Below are 15,262 nucleotides of genomic sequence, written 5' to 3'. Positions count from 1 at the left end.
GGGTCAGGCGCGGAGGCGGGCGGCGGCGTCCTCGGGGGCGACGTCGGTGATGAACGCGCCCGCGCCCGACTCGACCGAGGCGAGGTACTTGAGCTTGTCGGCCGTACGGCGCGGGGTGAAGATCTCGACCCAGAGGTGCGCGCGGTCGCGCGCGCCGGTCGGCGCCTGGTGCCAGCAGGCCAGGTACGGGACGGTGCCGGGGAAGAGGCCGTCGAAGCGGCGGAGCGTCTCGGCGTACAGGCCCATCAGCTCGACGGCGAGTTCCTCGCCGAGCGCGGGCAGGTCGGGCACGTGCCGGCGCGGAACGATGCGGACCTGGTAGGGCCAGCGCGCGGCGTACGGGACGTACGCGACGAAGTGCTCATCGGCGGCGACGACTCGTTCGCCGGACGCCTCCCGCGCCACGTCGGCGCACAGGGCGCACTCCTCGTGCGCGAGGACCTGGCGCGCCTTCGGCGTGACGTAGGGGAACGCGTAGATCTGGCCGTGCGGGTGGGTGAGCGTCGCGCCGATCTCCACGCCGCGGTTCTCGAAGACGAACACCTCCTCGACGCCGGGGAGGCGGCCGAGCTCGCGGGTGCGGTCGGTGAACGCGCGCGCCACCGTCGCCAGCCGGTCGTCGGCCAGCCCGGCGAACGAGGCGTCGTGGTCGTCGGTGAAGCAGACCACCTCGCAGCGCCCGCCGGCGGGGCCGCCGAGGGACGGGAACCGGTTCTCGAAGATCGCGACGTGGTAGTCCGGCGCGGGGATCTCGCTGCCGGGCCCGCCGGGGCACAGCGGGCAGGCGCCCTCGGCGGGCAGGAACGTGCGGGTCTGCCGGTGCGCGGCGACCGCGATCCACTCGTCGAACACCTCGTCGCGACGCAGCTCCGGGCGCGGCCGGTGCGGGGGCAGCGGGCGCGGGTCGGGGGCGCCGCGGTCCAGGCCCGGGACGTCGTCGAAGTACAGCAGCTCGCGGCCGTCGGCCAGGTGGACGGCGGTGCGCGCGGCCGCGGATGAGGCGGTGGTCATGAGGGCTCCGTGAGGTGGACGGCGGCGCCGGCGGCGGTGAGCGCGTCGAGCTCGGGCCCGGCGGCGCGCGCGTCGGTGACCAGGTGGGCGATGCGGTCGGGCGGCACGGTCGCGAACAGCGCGTCGCCGCCGACCTTGGTGTGGTCGGCCAGCACGGCGACCTCCCGCGCGCAGCGGGCGAGCGCGCGGTCGACGCCCGCGACCGTGAGGTTGGGGGTGGACAGCCCGCGCTCGGCGGTCAGCCCGTTGCCGGACAGGAACGCGCGGTGCACGCGGACCGTGGACAGGAAGCCCTCGGCGGCCGAGCCGACCAGCGCGTGGATGGACCCGCGCAGCGTCCCGCCGGTGAGCACGACCTCGATGCCCTCGGCGTCCGCGAGGGCGGAGGCGACCAGCAGCGAGTTGGTGATCACCGTGAGGCCCGGGATTCCGGCCAGCCGCAGCGCGAGCCGGTGGGTGGTGGTGCCGGGGCCGAGCGCGACCGCGGTGTCCGGGCGGACGAGCGCGGCGGCCCGTTCGGCGATGGCGGCCTTCTCGGCGACGGCGACGGTGGTCTTGTGCCGGTGGGACGGCTCGCGCGCCGCGCCGCCGAGCGGGACCGCGCCGCCCCGGCTGCGCTCCAGCAGCCCCTGCTCCTCCAGGACCCGCAGGTCGCGGCGGACGGTGACCTCGGACGCGTTCGCCTCCCCGGCGAGCGAGCGCAGCGACATCGCGCCGCGCTCGCGCAGCAGCCGCAGGATCCGCTCGTGCCGTTCGGCCGCGAACCGCGGCGACCCCTCGCCCATCGGCCGCTCCTTCCGTGATCGGAATCGTATCATTGGCGATCGGTAGAGAGCGATAATGATAGCTAGCGATCGGTAACGGGGCGGTGTGCCCGGCCGGGGGAGCCGGGCGGGGCGCGGTGGGCGCCTGCGCGCGGCTCCGGGCCCGCCCGCGTCTGGACAGGTCTCGCGGCCGTCGCGCATGCTGATCACATGAGCGACGAACGGCCGTCCCGGCCCGAGAACGGCAAGTGGCGGTCCCTTCCCCCGCGCACGCCGCTGGACCGGCTGGTGGCGGGGCACGAGGTCCCGCCGAAGCCGCAGGTCATCGCCGAGCCCGGCAACCGGGCGCTGGACGAGGCCACCCGCTACCCCGGCTGACGCCCTCCCGGACCGCGCGGTCCCCCCGGGCCTCGCGATCCGGCGATCCGGCGGGGAATCGCTCGGTCGCCGCCGCGGTGCCGGGCCATTTCGGTCGCCCTTTACGAGAACCGCCGAGTAGCGGCGGCGATATCTTTCACCTCCGCGCCGACCGGGCGGTATTCACCGCCGTGAACGGTCCCGCGCTATGTCCGATCTTGGTCAGCGGGCGCGGCTTGCCGAACGGTTCCGGTGCTGGCACGCTTTCGGCGTATTCGGTTGTGCTCCGATGCGTTCGAGCGGCACGGTGTAGGCGAGGCTGATGATCACCACGGGAGCCGGAGACGGGGTGGACGGGCAGGCGGCGCCCGATCCCCGGGCCGCGACGACGCCGCGCGAGTTCGTGGTCGAGATGCGGCGGCGGAGGGCCTGGTCGGGGCTGACGTTCCGCCAGCTGGAGAGCAGGGCGGCGGCCGCGGGCGACGTGCTCCCCAACAGCACGCTCGGCACCGTCCTGCACCGGTCGACGCTGCCCCGGGAGGAGCTCCTCGCCGCGTTCGTCCGGGCCTGCGGCGGTTCTCCGGAAGAGGTGGAGCTCTGGTGCGCCGTTCGGAAACGGCTCGCCGCAGAGGAGGTCGCCAAGCCCGCCGGAGAACGCGGAGTTCCGCGCGATGAACCGGCCGAGCCGGAAAAGGAAAACACGTCGCGCCCCGTTCGCAAGGTGGTCGTTCTTCTGGCGTTCGTGCTCGCCGCGGGAATTCTGATCGCCGGAATCGCCGTTTGGGAGACGCCACGTTCTTCGCCGGTGAAAGCCGCGGCGCCGGAAGACCGCCCCGACCCGAGATTGGCGGCGTCGAAGACCGGATTCCATCTCGTCCGGTCCGTGCGGACCGGGCTCTGCCTGTCCGCGCGCCGAGGCGTGGACGGCCTGATCGTGCTCGTCGCCTGCGATTCCGCTTTCCCGCAGAGACGCGTCGAAAGGCAGACCGACGGGAGCGACAGGATCGTCACCGACCATCCGACGCTCGGGCGCGGCTGCACGGGCGTCCGCCGCAATGAGGTGCACGACGACTTCTGCGGGGCCAAGGGCGCCAACGAGACCGAGCAGTTCTGGCTCGAACCCGTGAAGAACCGGCCGGGCGCCTACCGGATCCGCGTCGGGCTGGGCGACCGGTGCCTGGGCGTCCGCGGCGCCGTCGAACCGCGCCGTACCCCGGTCGCCCTGCTGCCCTGCGCCCTGCTGAGCCCCGACGAGGACTTCGCCTTCGACCCCGACCCGCGCCAGGGCTGACCGGACGCCGGACCGTCCCGCCCGGACCGCGCCGCGCGCTTGAACGCCCCGCCGGAGGGGATGATCACGCATGCGCGCGGACGCCGGGGCGGGCGACGCGCCGCAGGTCCGCGGCGTCCCCGATACTGGGGCGGGTCGGCCGCCGGGGCCGGTGAACGGCGAGAGGAGAGCCCATGGCCGGCGGCACGCCCATGATCGACGTTCCGGACGCGGAGCTGGACGAGCTGCGCTCGCGCCTGCTCCGCACCCGGTGGCCGGCCCCCTGGCCGGTCGGCGGATGGGAGGCCGGCGCCGACGCCGGCGAGCTGCGGCGCCTCGCCGCGTACTGGGCGTCCGGCTACGACTGGCGGGCCCACGAGGCCGCCGTCAACGCCCTCCCGTCGCACCTCGCGGACCTCGACGGGACCCCGGTCCACTACCTGCGGTACGAGGGGGAGCGACCCGGCGCGCTCCCGATCATCCTGACGAACGGGTGGCCCAGCTCGTTCCTCGAACTGACCGGCCTCGCCGAACGGCTGGCCGCGCCGTCGCGGTACGGGGGCGACGCCGCCGACGCGTTCACCGTGATCGTCCCCTCGCTGCCCGGGTTCGGCTTCTCACCGCAGCGGCCGTCGCTCGCCGCGCCGCCGCAGACGCACGAGCTCTGGCACCGGCTCATGCGCGACGAGCTCGGCTTCGAGCGGTACGCCGCCCACGGCAGCGACCTCGGCGCCGGGATCACCTCCCGGCTCGCCGAAGCCCACCCCGAGGCGCTCGCGGGCATCCACCTGATGGCCGTCGCGTCCCCGCCCGGCTACGACGCCTCCGGCGTGACCCCGCAGGAACGGGCGTACCTCGACTCCGTCGCGGCGTGGACCGCGCAGGAGGGCGGCTACCAGCACGAGCAGAGCACGCGCCCGCTGACCCTGAGCTACGGGCTGTCGGACTCGCCCGTCGGGCTGCTCGCCTGGATCGTCGAGAAGTACCGGGCGTGGAGCGACTGCGGGGGGAACCTGTCGTCCCGGTTCAGCGACGACTTCGTCCTGACGCAGGCGTCGCTGTACTGGTTCACCCAGACCATCTCGACGTCGTTCCGGCCCTACTACGAGTACGGCGCGGGGTACACGAGGCGGGTGGAGCGCGTGGACGTCCCGACGGCCGTCGCCCTGTTCCCCGCCGACCTAACCCAGCCGCCCCGGAGCTGGGCCGAGCGCACCTACAACGTCACCAGATACACCCGGATGCCCCGCGGCGGGCACTTCGCCGCGCACGAGGAGCCGGAACTGCTCGCGCACGACCTCACTGAGTTCTTCCGCGCGTACCGCTGAGCCCGGCCCCGCGCCGCCCAGGGCGGACGGCGCGGGCGGCGCGGGTCGGGGCCGGCGGTCAGCGCGCCAGGAGCGAGCGCAGCGCCTTGACGACCTCGGCCGGGGCCTCCTCGGCCATGAAGTGGCCGCAGCTCACGGTGGAGTGGTCCAGGTCCTCGGCCCACTCCCGCCACAGGCCCGCGGCGTCGAAGCCGAGGGCGTCGCCCCAGTCCTGCTGGAGCACGGTGACCGGCATCCGTAGCCGGTTCCCGGCGTCGCGGTCGGCCTGGTCGTGCCGGATGTCGACGCCCGCGCTCGCCCGGTAGTCGGCGACGATGGACGGCACGGCCGCGCGGGACGCGGCGAGGTAGGCGGCCCGCACGTCGGCGGGGATCGCCTCCGGGTTCCGCGCCCAGATGTCGAGGAAGTAGCCGAAGAAGTCGTCCGGCACCGCGGAGATCATCTTCTCCGGGAGGCCGGGCGGCTGCGCCATCAGGAACAGGTGGAACCCGACGGCGGCGGAGACGCCGCGCATCACGTTCCAGGAGTCCAGGGTCGGCAGGACGTCGAGCGAGGCCAGGTGCGTGATCGCGTCCGGGTGGTCGAGCCCGGCCCGCACCGCGACGAGCGCGCCGCGGTCGTGCCCGGCGAGCGCGAAGCGCTCGTGGCCGAACGCGCGGGCGAGCGCCACGACGTCGGCGGCCATGGTGCGCTTGGAGTAGGTGTCCTCGCCCGCCTCCTCGGGCTTGTCGCTCTCGCCGTAGCCGCGCAGGTCCGGGACGATGACGGTGTGGTCGGCGGCGAGGTCGGCCGCGACGTGCCGCCACATCAGGTGGGTCTGCGGGAATCCGTGCAGCAGCACGACGGGGCTGCCGGAGCCGCCGACCGCCGCGTTCAGCGACACGCCGTCGGCGACGGGGACGCGCTGGTAGCCGAAACCGGTGATCGTGGGTTCCACGATGATCCTCTCAGTGGGTGGGACGGAGCCCGGAGGCCCCTCGGAACGGGAGCGCCGAGGCTCCCTTCCGGGTACGTTCCCCAATCTCCCCTGCCCTGGTCAGCAACGGGTCAGCGGCCGCTGAGCGGCGTACTGAGCGGTTCCCGGCCGGGCCGCGCCGCTGGCTACATTGGGGGCATGACCGGGCGGGCGGGGGTGACCTTCGGCGTCCTCGGGCCCCTGGAGGCCGAGGACGAGCGCGGGCCGGTCGCCCTCAAGGGCCCGCGGCAGCGTGCCGTCCTCGCCCGCCTGCTGATCGCCGGGGGCCGGGTCGTCCCCGTCGAACGGCTCGTCGACGACCTCTGGGAGGCCCCGCCGGACGGGGCGGTCGGGGCGATCCAGACGTTCGTCTCCGACCTGCGCCGCGCCCTCGAACCGGACCGTCCGCCCCGGCAGCCCGCCCGCCTGCTGGTCACGGCCGCCCCGGCTACGCCCTGCGCGCGGCCCCCGACGCGGTCGACGCCCAGCGTTTCGAACGGGCGGTCGGCGAAGCCGGGGAGCTCCTCGCGTCCGGCCGCCCGGGAGAGGCGCTGTCCCGCCTCGACCCGGCCCTCGCCCTGTGGCGCGGCCCCGCCTACGCCGAGTTCGGCGAGGAGCCGTGGGCGCGGGGGGAGATCGGCCGCCTCGACGGCCTGCGGATGCTCGCCGTCGAACGGCGCGCGGCGGCACTGCTGGATCTGGGCCGTTCCGCCGAGGCGGCCTCCGGCCTCGAAGCCCACGTCGCCGCCCACCCGCTGCGCGAGGACGCCTGGGAGCTGCTCGCCAAGGCCCTCTACCGGTCGGGCCGCCAGGGCGACGCGCTCGCCGCGCTGCGCCGCGCCCGCGAGACCCTCGTCAGCGAGCTCGGCGTGGACCCCGGCCCCGGCCTGCGCGGCGTCGAAGCCGACATCCTCGCCCAAGCGTCCCATCTCGCCGCGCCCGCGCGACCCGTCCGGCCCGGTGCAGCGCCCGCGCCCGCACCGCCGCCCGCACCGCCCGCGCCGCCGGACGACGCGCCGTTCGTGGGCCGCGCCGAGGAACTCGCCCGGATGGAGGAGGCCGCCGAGGCCGCCGCGCGGCGTACCGGTGGCGGTCCGGCGTTCGTGCTGGTCTCCGGCGAGGCCGGTGCGGGTAAGACGGCCCTGGCCACGGCCCTCACCGGACGGCTCGCGGCCCGCGGCTGGCTGACCGCCTGGGGCCGCAGCCCCGAGGTCCCGTCCGCCGACCCGCCCTGGGACCAGATCGCCGCCGCCCTCGCGCCCCGCCTCGGCCCCGGCACGCCCGAGGCGCCCGAAGCGCTCCCGGACGAGGATCCCGCCGCCGCCCGCCTGGCCGCGCACCGGGCCGCCGCCGAACGGCTCGCGCGGGCCGGCGCGCTCGGCCCCGTGCTGCTCGTCTTCGACGACCTCCACCAGGCCGGCGAGGGGACGCTGGACCTGCTCGCCGCGCTCGCCGCCGCGCCCGCCGTCGGGCCGGTCCTGATCGTCGGCGCGTACCGGACCACCGACGTCCCCGCGCCGCTGGCCGCGGCCCTCGCCCGGCTCGCCCGGACCGAACCCGCGCGCGTCCACGTGGGCGGCCTGCCCGAGCCCGCGACCGGCGAGCTGGCCGCCGCCCTCGCCCGCCGTCCCGTGGACGAGGCGACCGCCCGCCTGATCCACCGCCGCACCGGCGGCAACCCGTTCTTCGTCCGGGAGCTGGCGCGGCTGTTCGACGCCGAGGGCGGCGCCGCACTCACCGCCGTCCCCCCGGGCGTACGGGACGTCATCCGGCACCGGCTCGCGCGCCTGCCCGACGAGGCGCGGACCGTGCTGCGCCAGGCGGCGGTGGTGGGGGAGGAGATCGACACCGACGTCCTGATCACCCTCAACGGCGACGAGGAGCGGACGCTGGACGCCGTGGAGACCGCCCTGGCCGCCGGGTTCCTCGCCGGCGAGGGCCGCCGCTTCTCCCACGCCCTCGTCCGCGACACCCTGTACGGCGACATCGCCCGTCCGCGCCGCGCCCGCTGGCACGCGGCCGTCGCCGAGACGCTCGAACGCCTCCGCCCCGACGACGCCACCGCGCTCGCCCACCACTTCGCCCGCGCCGAGAGCCGTTCGACCGAGGGCCGCGCCGCCCGCTACGCCCGCCTGGCCGCCGAGCAGGCCGAGCGCCGCTTCGCCCCGCACGAGGCCGCGCGGCTGTGGCGGCAGGCCGCCGACCACCTGCCCGATCCGCGCGAACGGCTGGAGGCCGTCATGGGCCTGGTGCGCGCCCTCGCCGTCACCGGCCACCTCGGCGACGCGCGGGCCCTGCGCGGCGAGGCCGTCGCCACCGCCGAACGGCTCGGCGACCCGGAGCTGGCGGCCGAGGTCATCACCGCCTTCGACGTCCCCGCCAACTGGACCCGCAACGACGACCAGGCCCTGTCCGACCAGGTCGTCCAGGCCGTCGAACGGACCCTGCCCGCGCTGCCCGCCGAGCACCGCGAGCGGCGCAGCCGCCTGCTGACCACCCTCGCCCTGGAACTGCGCGGCACCACCGGCGACCGGGGCCGCCGGGCCGCGATGGAGGCCGAACGGATCGCCCGCGACCTCGGCGACCCGGCGCTCCTCGCGTTCGCCCTCGACGGACGGTTCATGCACACGTTCCAGCGCACCGGGCTGGCGCCCGAACGCGCGCGGATCGCCGCCGAACTGATCGGCCTCGCGTCCCGCGAGCACCTCGTGGTCTTCGAGGTCCTCGGGCACCTCATCGGCCTGCAAGCCCGTTCGGCCCTGGGCGACCTCGCCGCCGCCGACGCGCACGCCGCCGACGCCGACCGCATCGCCGAACGCTACGACCTGCCCCTCGTCGGCGTGTTCACCCAGTGGTACGGCGCGCTGCGGCTGGCCCTCGGAGGCGGCGACGCCGAGGCCGCCGAGGCCGCCTACCGGGCCGCCGCGGCCCGCCTCGCCGGGAGCGGGATGCCCGGCCTCCACGAGGGCCTCCTGCCCCTGGCCCTGCTCTGCCTGCGCCTCACGCACGGCCGCCCCCCGCCCCGCGACCAGGACTGGGGCCCGTACGAACCGTGGGTGGCGCCCCTGCTCCTCCTCGCCGAGGACCGGCGCGCCGACGCGGCCGTCGCCGCCGAGGCCGTCCCCGAGTCCCCCCGCGACCTGCTGACGGAGCTGCGCCTCTGCCTGTCGGCCCGTACCGCCATGGCCCTGGACGACCGGCCCGCCATGGAACGCGTTCACGCCGCCCTCCTCCCCGCCGCGAACGAGCTGGCGGGGGCCGCCACCGGCATGGTCACCCTCGGGCCCGTCGCCCGCACCCTGGGCGACCTGGCCGCGGCCCTGGACCGTCCCGACCAGGCCGCCGACCACCGCCGCCAGGCCGACGCGGTCGCCGAGCGGGCCCGGCCCCGGACCGCCCGCCGCGCTGACCTGCGGCAACGGCACGCAGGCGTCCGCCGCTCCCCGGATAACCAGGTGATCGGCGGCCACGGCTCGGCCAGAATGAGGCGATGCTCGCCGACCACTTCCCGCCGCTCGGGCTGCGCCTGAGGACGCCGCGGCTCGAACTCCGGCTCCCGTCGCCCGAGGAGCTGGCGGCTCTCGCCGACGTCGCGGCCCAGGGCGTCCACGCCCCCGAGACGATGCCGTTCGTGGTCCCGTGGACCGACGCCCCGCCCGCCGAGGCCGCGCGCGGCGTCGTCCAGCACCACTGGGCGCAGCTCGGAGCCTGGACGCCCGAGGACTGGTCGCTCGACCTCGTCGTGTTCCACGACGGCGCCCCCATCGGGACGCAAGGGCTGAGGGGACGCGAGGCGGCGGTCACCCGTGAGGTGTCGTCCGGCTCATGGCTCGGTCGGCGGCACCAGGGGCACGGCCTCGGCACCGAGATGCGCGCCGCCGTGCTGCATCTGGCCTTCGACGGCCTCGGCATGGAGACCGCCGTCACCAGCGCCTTCGAGGACAACCACGCGTCCCTCGCCGTCTCGCGCAAGCTCGGCTACCGGCCCGACGGCCTGAACCGGCGCGTCGTCCGCGGAGCGCCGGTCAACGACCACCGGCTGCGCCTGACCCGCGCCGACTGGGAACGCCACCGCACCGTCCCCGTCACCGTCGAGGGTCTCGCGCCGTGCCTGCCCCTGATGGGACTGCCCGCCGCGTGACGCGGCGGCCGGGCGACACGCCCGTCCCCGGCCAAGTCCCCGCCCCCGATCGCCCCGTGTGGCAAGGTCTCAGGTTCGTCACGAGACGACACGGAACGAACACGGCGAGCGACGAGAGTTGGTGGGCGGCAGTGGTGGCGCGATCGGGACCGACGACCGAACGGCCCGAGGGGATGAGGAACGCGCTGTGGTGGGGGATGCGGGCCATCGCCGTGGGCGCGGGCGGCGCGGTCGCGGGCGTGGCCGCGTGCGGCCTGGCGGTGACGTCGGTCGCCTCCGGCGTGTTCGGGCTGGCCTACCTGCTCCAGGGCACCTGGAGCGAGGGCCTGATGCTGATGGGCGTCTACATGGTCACCGGCTCGCCGTTCCTCGGGCTGGCCTGGTTCGCCAAGCGCCGCACCGCGCGGGCGCGGGCCCGCGCGGCGGCCGCGGTCGGCAGCAAGGTCTGCACCGTGGCCAACCGCACCGTGGCCGCGTCGGGCCGCCTCTACCGCGCCGACGCCGCCCGCCGGAAGCCGTCCCGCGCCGCCGCGCGCACGGCCCACGGCCGAGGACGCCGCTGACCGGCACGTCCACCGCGGCCAGGGCAACGGGCTGACCCCCTTTCGCATGGTTCGCCGTGGGGCCGGGACGTGGTGGTCCTTTCCCGAGCCACTATCGGCGGCATTCATTCGGGCCATTATTTTCCGTCCACCCCCGCCCGAACGCCGTCAATAATTATCAATGGCGGTGTTGTTGGAATGGGTGGCGCCGCCGTAGCGGGTTGCTTACAGTGTGTGGGAATCAGCTCCCGCTCCCGACAAAACCCCAGGTCGCCGAACGTACCGTTGACAGGCTGACCAGTGCCGTCGCCCTCCGGCGCGCCGCGCCTTCCGCGGCCGGGAGGGACGAATCCTGCCCCAACAAAGGAGTGCCGCAAAAAGGGGACAATTGCGGGCTCGTAGTGGGGGAGGTAGGGGTCGGGTCTGGGCATCCCTGCGCCCAGGCCCGACCCTGATTTCACCATTCCCGTCGCGGGACGGCACCGAACGAAGCCTTGCGGCGACCCGCGGCCGACCCCCTGTTCGTCCGCTCCCGGCGGGTGCCCGCGGCACTCCTGCGACGGGCCCGCACGCGCTTCGTACCGAGCCGCGGCGGCCGTCACGGCCCCTGCGCCGGACACCGCCGCCGCGGTCCGCCGGACCCGCCGCCGCCGTCCGTACAGCGATGATCACGTACGGGCGGGGACGGGCGTCCTGGCTGGTTGCCGCGGCGTACGGTAGTCGTGGGTTCTTCGCGGAGTCACATCAACCGGCAGGCGGTCTCCACTGGTGGTCAGCGACGAGCAGACGGCGGCCTGGGGCCTGATCGCCGAGTCCGCGCGCCGGCGCGGCGGGCGGATGGCGGCACAGGACGTGTGCCTCGCGTGCGCCGACTCCATCGCGGTCACCGGCGTGGGGCTCTCGCTGCTCGCCGGAGGCCGCCTCGAACCGACGCACGTGGTCGGCGAACTGGCCCGCCGCCTGCTGGAGGCCCAGCTCACCAGCGGCGACGGCCCGTGCGTCGAGGCGGTGACGACCGGCGCGCCGGTCCTGGCGGCCGACCTGTCCAGCGCGGCGTGCGGCCGGCGGTGGCCGCTGTTCACGGCGGTCGCGCGCAACTCCGAGGTCCGCGCGGTGTTCGCGTTCCCGCTGGCGACCGGCGCGGTGCGGGTCGGCGTGCTCGTGCTGGCGCGAGCCCGTCCCGGCCCGCTGTCGGACGTCGAGCAAGGCCGCGCCTTCTTCTTCGCCGACGCGGCGCTCGCGCTGCTGCTCGACGAGCGCGCCAGGGACACCACGGTCGAGAGCGGCGCCGACGCCGGGGTGCTGCCGGTCGAGTCACTGGCGCTCGGCGCGCAGGTGCACCAGGCGGCGGGAATGGTGTCGGTGCAACTGGACACCGATGTGGAGGAGGCGCTGGTGCGGATGCGCGCCCACGCGTTCGCCCACGACATGGCGCTGTCCGAGGTGGCCCGGCGCGTGGTGGAACGCGCCCTGCGGTTCGCCCCCGACCCCCTCACCCGGCGGCCGAACGGCCGGGATTGACGGGTGCGCCCGGCGCCGCCCGCCTCCCGCGCGCGTCGGTATTCGGTGACTCGCGGTGACGGCAGCCGTTCCAATGCTGGCAGGATCGATGCCACCACCGTGCGTGGCGTAGTCTGCGTGAGTGGAGTCGCACCGTGCCGAGCTGCCGGGAATCAGAGCGTTCGTCGAACTCGCCGACACGCTCGTCTCCGACTTCGACGTCATGGACTTCCTGCACGGTTTGGCGGAGCGCGCTGTGGACCTGCTCGACGTCCAGGCCTCCGGGCTGCTGGTGACCGACCAGCGCGGCAACCTGGCGCTGATGGCGGCCTCCAGCGAGCAGTCCCGCCTGCTGGAGCTGTTCCAGTTGCAGAACGAGCAGGGCCCCTGCCTGGACTGCTTCCGTTCCGGCGAGGCCGTGCACTGCGCCGACCTGACCGGACCCGAGGCCAGGCGGCTGTGGGGACGGTTCGCCGAGGAGGCGGTCGGCTGCGGGTTCTCCGCCGTCAGCGCGCTGCCGATGAGGCTGCGCCACGAGGTGATCGGAGCGCTCAACCTCTTCAGCACCGAGCCCGGGGAGCTGGCTCCCGTCACCGTCGAACTCGGGCAGGCGCTCGCCGACATCGCCACCATCGGGCTGCTGCACGAACGCGCCGTACGCGCGGGCGAGGTGCTGGCCGAGCAGCTCCAGACCGCCCTCACCAGCCGCATCATCATCGAGCAGGCCAAGGGCGTGCTCGCCGAACGGCACGTGTGGTCGATGGAGCGCGCCTTCACCGCGCTACGCGACTACGCCCGCAGCCACAACGGCCGCCTCACCGACATCGCCCACGGCATCGTGACCCGCACCCTCGACCCCGGCGACCTGATCGACCCCCCAGACCACGCCGACCGCTGACCCGAGCGACAGCACCCACCCCACCCCGTCAGCCCCACCCCGCGCCGCGCCGTGCCGTGCCGTCCACGCCGACCTCGCATCGTTCGCTCTTTCGCGCCGCGCAGCCCGCCCCGCCTGCACCACACGTCCATCCCCCCGCCCGGCCACACGTCCATCCCCCCGCCGCGCCGTTCCGCACCGCGCCGCACCGCGCCGCACCGCGCCGCACCGCGCCGCACCGCGCCGCACCGCGCCGCACCGCGCCGCACCGCGCCGCGCTGCTCCGCGCTGCTCCGCGCCGCCCGCGCCGCGCCGTTCCGCATCACTCGCACCGCACCGCGCCGGCCGCGCAGCCTGCGCCGCGTCACTCCGCACCGTCCGCGCCATCCCGCGCCCCGCATCGCTCGCGCCGTCCGCGCCGCCCCCTCCGCTTGCGCCGCGCCACTCCTCGCCGCCTGCGCCATCCCGCGCCGCCCGCATCGCTCGCGTCGTCCGCGCCGCCCGTCCGCGCCGCCTGCGCCATTCGCTCCGCCCGCACCGCCCGCGTCGCTCGCGTCGTTCGTGCCGCGTCGTTCGTTTGGCTCCGGTCCTTGCCAGGTGTTTTGCTGCGCGGGCTGGTGGGGTGGGCGGGGCAGGGGTCAGAGGTGGGGCCGGGCTGCTCGCCGTCTTGAGGGGGAAGGTGCGGCTCACCACCTGGCCGGCGAGGTCGGTGAGGGGCTGTTCGTGCAGGTAGGCGTAGGCGCGCAGGCGGGCGCACGCCTCGTCGACCCCGACCTCCAGTATCGCCGCCAGCATGCCGCACGCCTGGTGGACCACCCGCGGGAACCCGTGGGGCGGTTCGGTGCCGTCCAGTCCGGTCAGCGTCCCGGGCGCCGGGTGGCCTCGGAACGCCACTCCGGCGGCGACGTCGGCGAACGCGACGGCCTCCGCGAACCGGTCCTCGCCCAGCGGTTCCGGCGTGGCGCGGTAGAAGTCGACGACGCCGATCCGTACGCCCGCCACCTGCAACGGGAACGCGAACACGGCGCCGACGTCGCGCCCCGCGACCATCGGCACCCAGCCGGGCCAGCGGTCGCGCGCGGCCTCCACGTCCGGCACCTGGACCGGTTCGAGCGTGGTGTAGGCGTCGGTGCACGGGCCCTCGCCGACCGTGAGCTGCGACTCCTCGACCAACGTCCCGACCGGTCCCGACGTGCCCGCCATCTCCCGCAGGCGCGGACCGACGACCAGGGTCACCCCGAAGCCGTCGACGCCGAGCACCGGGACGGCCACCGCGCACGCCCGCGCCACCGTCACCGGCCACTCGCCGGTCTCGGCCGCCCGCTCGATCGCGTACCGCCAGGCACGCTGTCGACGCTCCACGCCCCAACCGTATGCCCTGCGCACTCCGCCGCCGGGCCGTAGGCCCTAGGGCGCTTCCCGCGCTCCTCCGGCGAGCACCGGATGCGGCAGGCAGCTCCCCGCGGGGAAACGGGCGGGCCGCGCCGGACCGGGGCCATCCGACGCCCGCTGCGAGAACCACACCACCTTCCCGCCCTCGACCCGGTACCACCCGCAGGACGAGGCCATCGCCGCGACCAGCGCCAGGCCCCGGCCGCCTTCCTCGTCGTCGGCCGCGCGGCCGCTGCGGGGCGGGGCCGGGCTCGAATCCCCGACGCCGCACACCACCTCGCCGCGGTCCCGCGCCATGCCCAGGCTCAACGTCACCGTGTCGCCCCCGCCGTGCACGAAGGCGTTGGTGACCAGTTCGCTGGCCATCAGCATCCCCTCGTCGGCCAGCGCCCCCAGCCCCACGCGCGCCAGAGCTCGTGCACGACGACCCGCGCCCGAGCCGCCGCGTCGGCGTGCATCAGGTCCCTGCGCACCAGGTCCGCCGCGTGCCCGGCCGCCGTCCGTGCCAGCCGGGCCTCCAGCGCCGCCGCCCGTGAGGCCGCCTCCAACGGCTCGTCCTCCGGCACGGCGGCCGCTCGCCGCGCCCCGGAGGACGCGGCCTCCACCAGCGCCGTCACCGGCTCGGCCGGCCCGCCGGCGCCGCCCGCGACCGCGACGCCGCCGGCGCCGCACACGTGGGAACGGGTCACCGCGGCTCCCGCGGCGTTCGGGCCCGCCCCGGCCGTCCGGGTGTCGTCCGCGGCGTCCCCGGCCCACGTGTGGCCGGTCGCCTTGGCATCGTCCGGAACGGCGACATCCGCCGTAGCGCCGGGCGAACGAACGCCGAGCGGCTCGTTCTCCGCCGTTTCCGTCGTCCCCGCCGTCGCGAGGTCCTGCCGGGCGCGGGCGAGCGCCACTTGCATGACATAGGCCGAGACGCTTTTCCCGTTCAAGGCCGCGGCGGCCGTGAGCACTTCGAGTTGCGCCTCGTCGGCATTCAGGCGCCACCGTTCGGACCGTTCTTCGGAATTCTCACGCCCGCTCCGTTCCGCGGAGTCGGAACGCGCGCCGTCCGAGCCGGGGACGGCCGCCCCCGACACGTCCGCCGGGCCGGGCATCGGCCTGAGCCGCCTGGGAACCATCACG

The 15,262-nt window shown here is 75.7% G+C and carries 14 protein-coding genes and 1 pseudogene; 9 read left to right on the top strand and 6 right to left on the bottom strand.

Going from position 1 to position 15,262, the window contains the following annotated elements; genetic code table 11:
• Positions 1-3: 3 nt before the first annotated feature.
• On the bottom strand, positions 4-1,011 hold the full coding sequence (gene galT / locus GEV43_RS46330; RefSeq protein WP_160826904.1) for a galactose-1-phosphate uridylyltransferase: 1,008 nt from the start codon (positions 1,009-1,011) through the stop codon (positions 4-6).
• Positions 1,008-1,796, bottom strand: a complete 789-nt coding sequence (locus tag GEV43_RS46325; RefSeq protein WP_160826903.1) for a DeoR/GlpR family DNA-binding transcription regulator — start codon at positions 1,794-1,796, stop codon at positions 1,008-1,010. Before GEV43_RS46325 ends, galT begins: the two co-directional genes overlap by 4 nt.
• A gap of 189 nt (positions 1,797-1,985) precedes the next feature.
• Between GEV43_RS46325 and GEV43_RS46320 the strand changes: the two genes are divergently transcribed.
• From GEV43_RS46320 to GEV43_RS46310, 3 genes are all read left to right on the top strand, one after another.
• Positions 1,986-2,153 (top strand): hypothetical protein, encoded by a 168-nt coding sequence (locus GEV43_RS46320; RefSeq protein ID WP_160826902.1) that lies wholly within the window; start codon positions 1,986-1,988, stop codon positions 2,151-2,153.
• A gap of 301 nt (positions 2,154-2,454) precedes the next feature.
• On the top strand, positions 2,455-3,423 hold the full coding sequence (locus tag GEV43_RS46315) for an RICIN domain-containing protein (RefSeq protein WP_160826901.1): 969 nt from the start codon (positions 2,455-2,457) through the stop codon (positions 3,421-3,423).
• Positions 3,424-3,596: 173 nt separating this feature from the next.
• Positions 3,597-4,730, top strand: a complete 1,134-nt coding sequence (locus tag GEV43_RS46310) for an epoxide hydrolase family protein (protein ID WP_206681757.1) — start codon at positions 3,597-3,599, stop codon at positions 4,728-4,730.
• A 58-nt stretch (positions 4,731-4,788) separates the two neighbouring features.
• On the opposite strand, the gene GEV43_RS46305 is transcribed toward GEV43_RS46310, so the two are convergent.
• On the bottom strand, positions 4,789-5,667 hold the full coding sequence (locus tag GEV43_RS46305) for an alpha/beta fold hydrolase (protein ID WP_160826900.1): 879 nt from the start codon (positions 5,665-5,667) through the stop codon (positions 4,789-4,791).
• A 177-nt stretch (positions 5,668-5,844) separates the two neighbouring features.
• Here GEV43_RS46305 and GEV43_RS55785 point away from each other — a divergent pair.
• From GEV43_RS55785 to GEV43_RS46280, 6 genes and pseudogenes are all read left to right on the top strand, one after another.
• Positions 5,845-6,045 (top strand): annotated as a pseudogene (locus tag GEV43_RS55785) (hypothetical protein); the annotation flags it as partial.
• Positions 6,009-9,215 (top strand): BTAD domain-containing putative transcriptional regulator, encoded by a 3,207-nt coding sequence (locus tag GEV43_RS46300; RefSeq protein ID WP_309240368.1) that lies wholly within the window; start codon positions 6,009-6,011, stop codon positions 9,213-9,215. The pseudogene GEV43_RS55785 and the gene GEV43_RS46300, both read left to right, overlap by 37 nt.
• Complete coding sequence (locus GEV43_RS46295; RefSeq protein ID WP_160826899.1) at positions 9,176-9,826, top strand: GNAT family N-acetyltransferase; 651 nt, start codon at positions 9,176-9,178, stop codon at positions 9,824-9,826. The genes GEV43_RS46300 and GEV43_RS46295 overlap by 40 nt, the downstream gene beginning before the upstream one ends.
• Positions 9,827-9,999: 173 nt before the next feature.
• Complete coding sequence (locus GEV43_RS46290; RefSeq protein ID WP_160826898.1) at positions 10,000-10,389, top strand: hypothetical protein; 390 nt, start codon at positions 10,000-10,002, stop codon at positions 10,387-10,389.
• A gap of 747 nt (positions 10,390-11,136) precedes the next feature.
• Positions 11,137-11,889, top strand: coding sequence for a GAF and ANTAR domain-containing protein (locus tag GEV43_RS46285; protein ID WP_160826897.1), 753 nt, complete (start codon positions 11,137-11,139; stop codon positions 11,887-11,889).
• Positions 11,890-12,010: 121 nt separating this feature from the next.
• Positions 12,011-12,766, top strand: a complete 756-nt coding sequence (locus GEV43_RS46280; RefSeq protein ID WP_309240354.1) for a GAF and ANTAR domain-containing protein — start codon at positions 12,011-12,013, stop codon at positions 12,764-12,766.
• Here the strand turns inward: GEV43_RS46280 and GEV43_RS46275 are convergent.
• From GEV43_RS46275 to GEV43_RS46265, 3 genes are read right to left on the bottom strand one after another with little or no spacing between them, the layout of a single operon-like run.
• On the bottom strand, positions 12,650-14,107 hold the full coding sequence (locus GEV43_RS46275) for a GAF and ANTAR domain-containing protein (protein ID WP_160826896.1): 1,458 nt from the start codon (positions 14,105-14,107) through the stop codon (positions 12,650-12,652). The genes GEV43_RS46280 and GEV43_RS46275 overlap by 117 nt on opposite strands.
• 45 nt (positions 14,108-14,152) lie before the next feature.
• Positions 14,153-14,503: an ATP-binding protein gene (locus GEV43_RS46270; RefSeq protein WP_160826895.1), complete on the bottom strand. Its 351-nt coding sequence runs from the start codon at positions 14,501-14,503 to the stop codon at positions 14,153-14,155.
• Positions 14,503-15,234, bottom strand: coding sequence for a DUF1778 domain-containing protein (locus GEV43_RS46265; RefSeq protein ID WP_302931522.1), 732 nt, complete (start codon positions 15,232-15,234; stop codon positions 14,503-14,505). The genes GEV43_RS46270 and GEV43_RS46265 overlap by 1 nt, the downstream gene beginning before the upstream one ends.
• Between the last annotated feature and the right edge of the window lie 28 nt (positions 15,235-15,262).

Source organism: Actinomadura sp. J1-007 (assembly GCF_009793335.1).
Classification (GTDB): domain Bacteria; phylum Actinomycetota; class Actinomycetes; order Streptosporangiales; family Streptosporangiaceae; genus Spirillospora; species Spirillospora yumaensis.
This window is presented reverse-complemented; position numbering and strand designations above follow the sequence as displayed.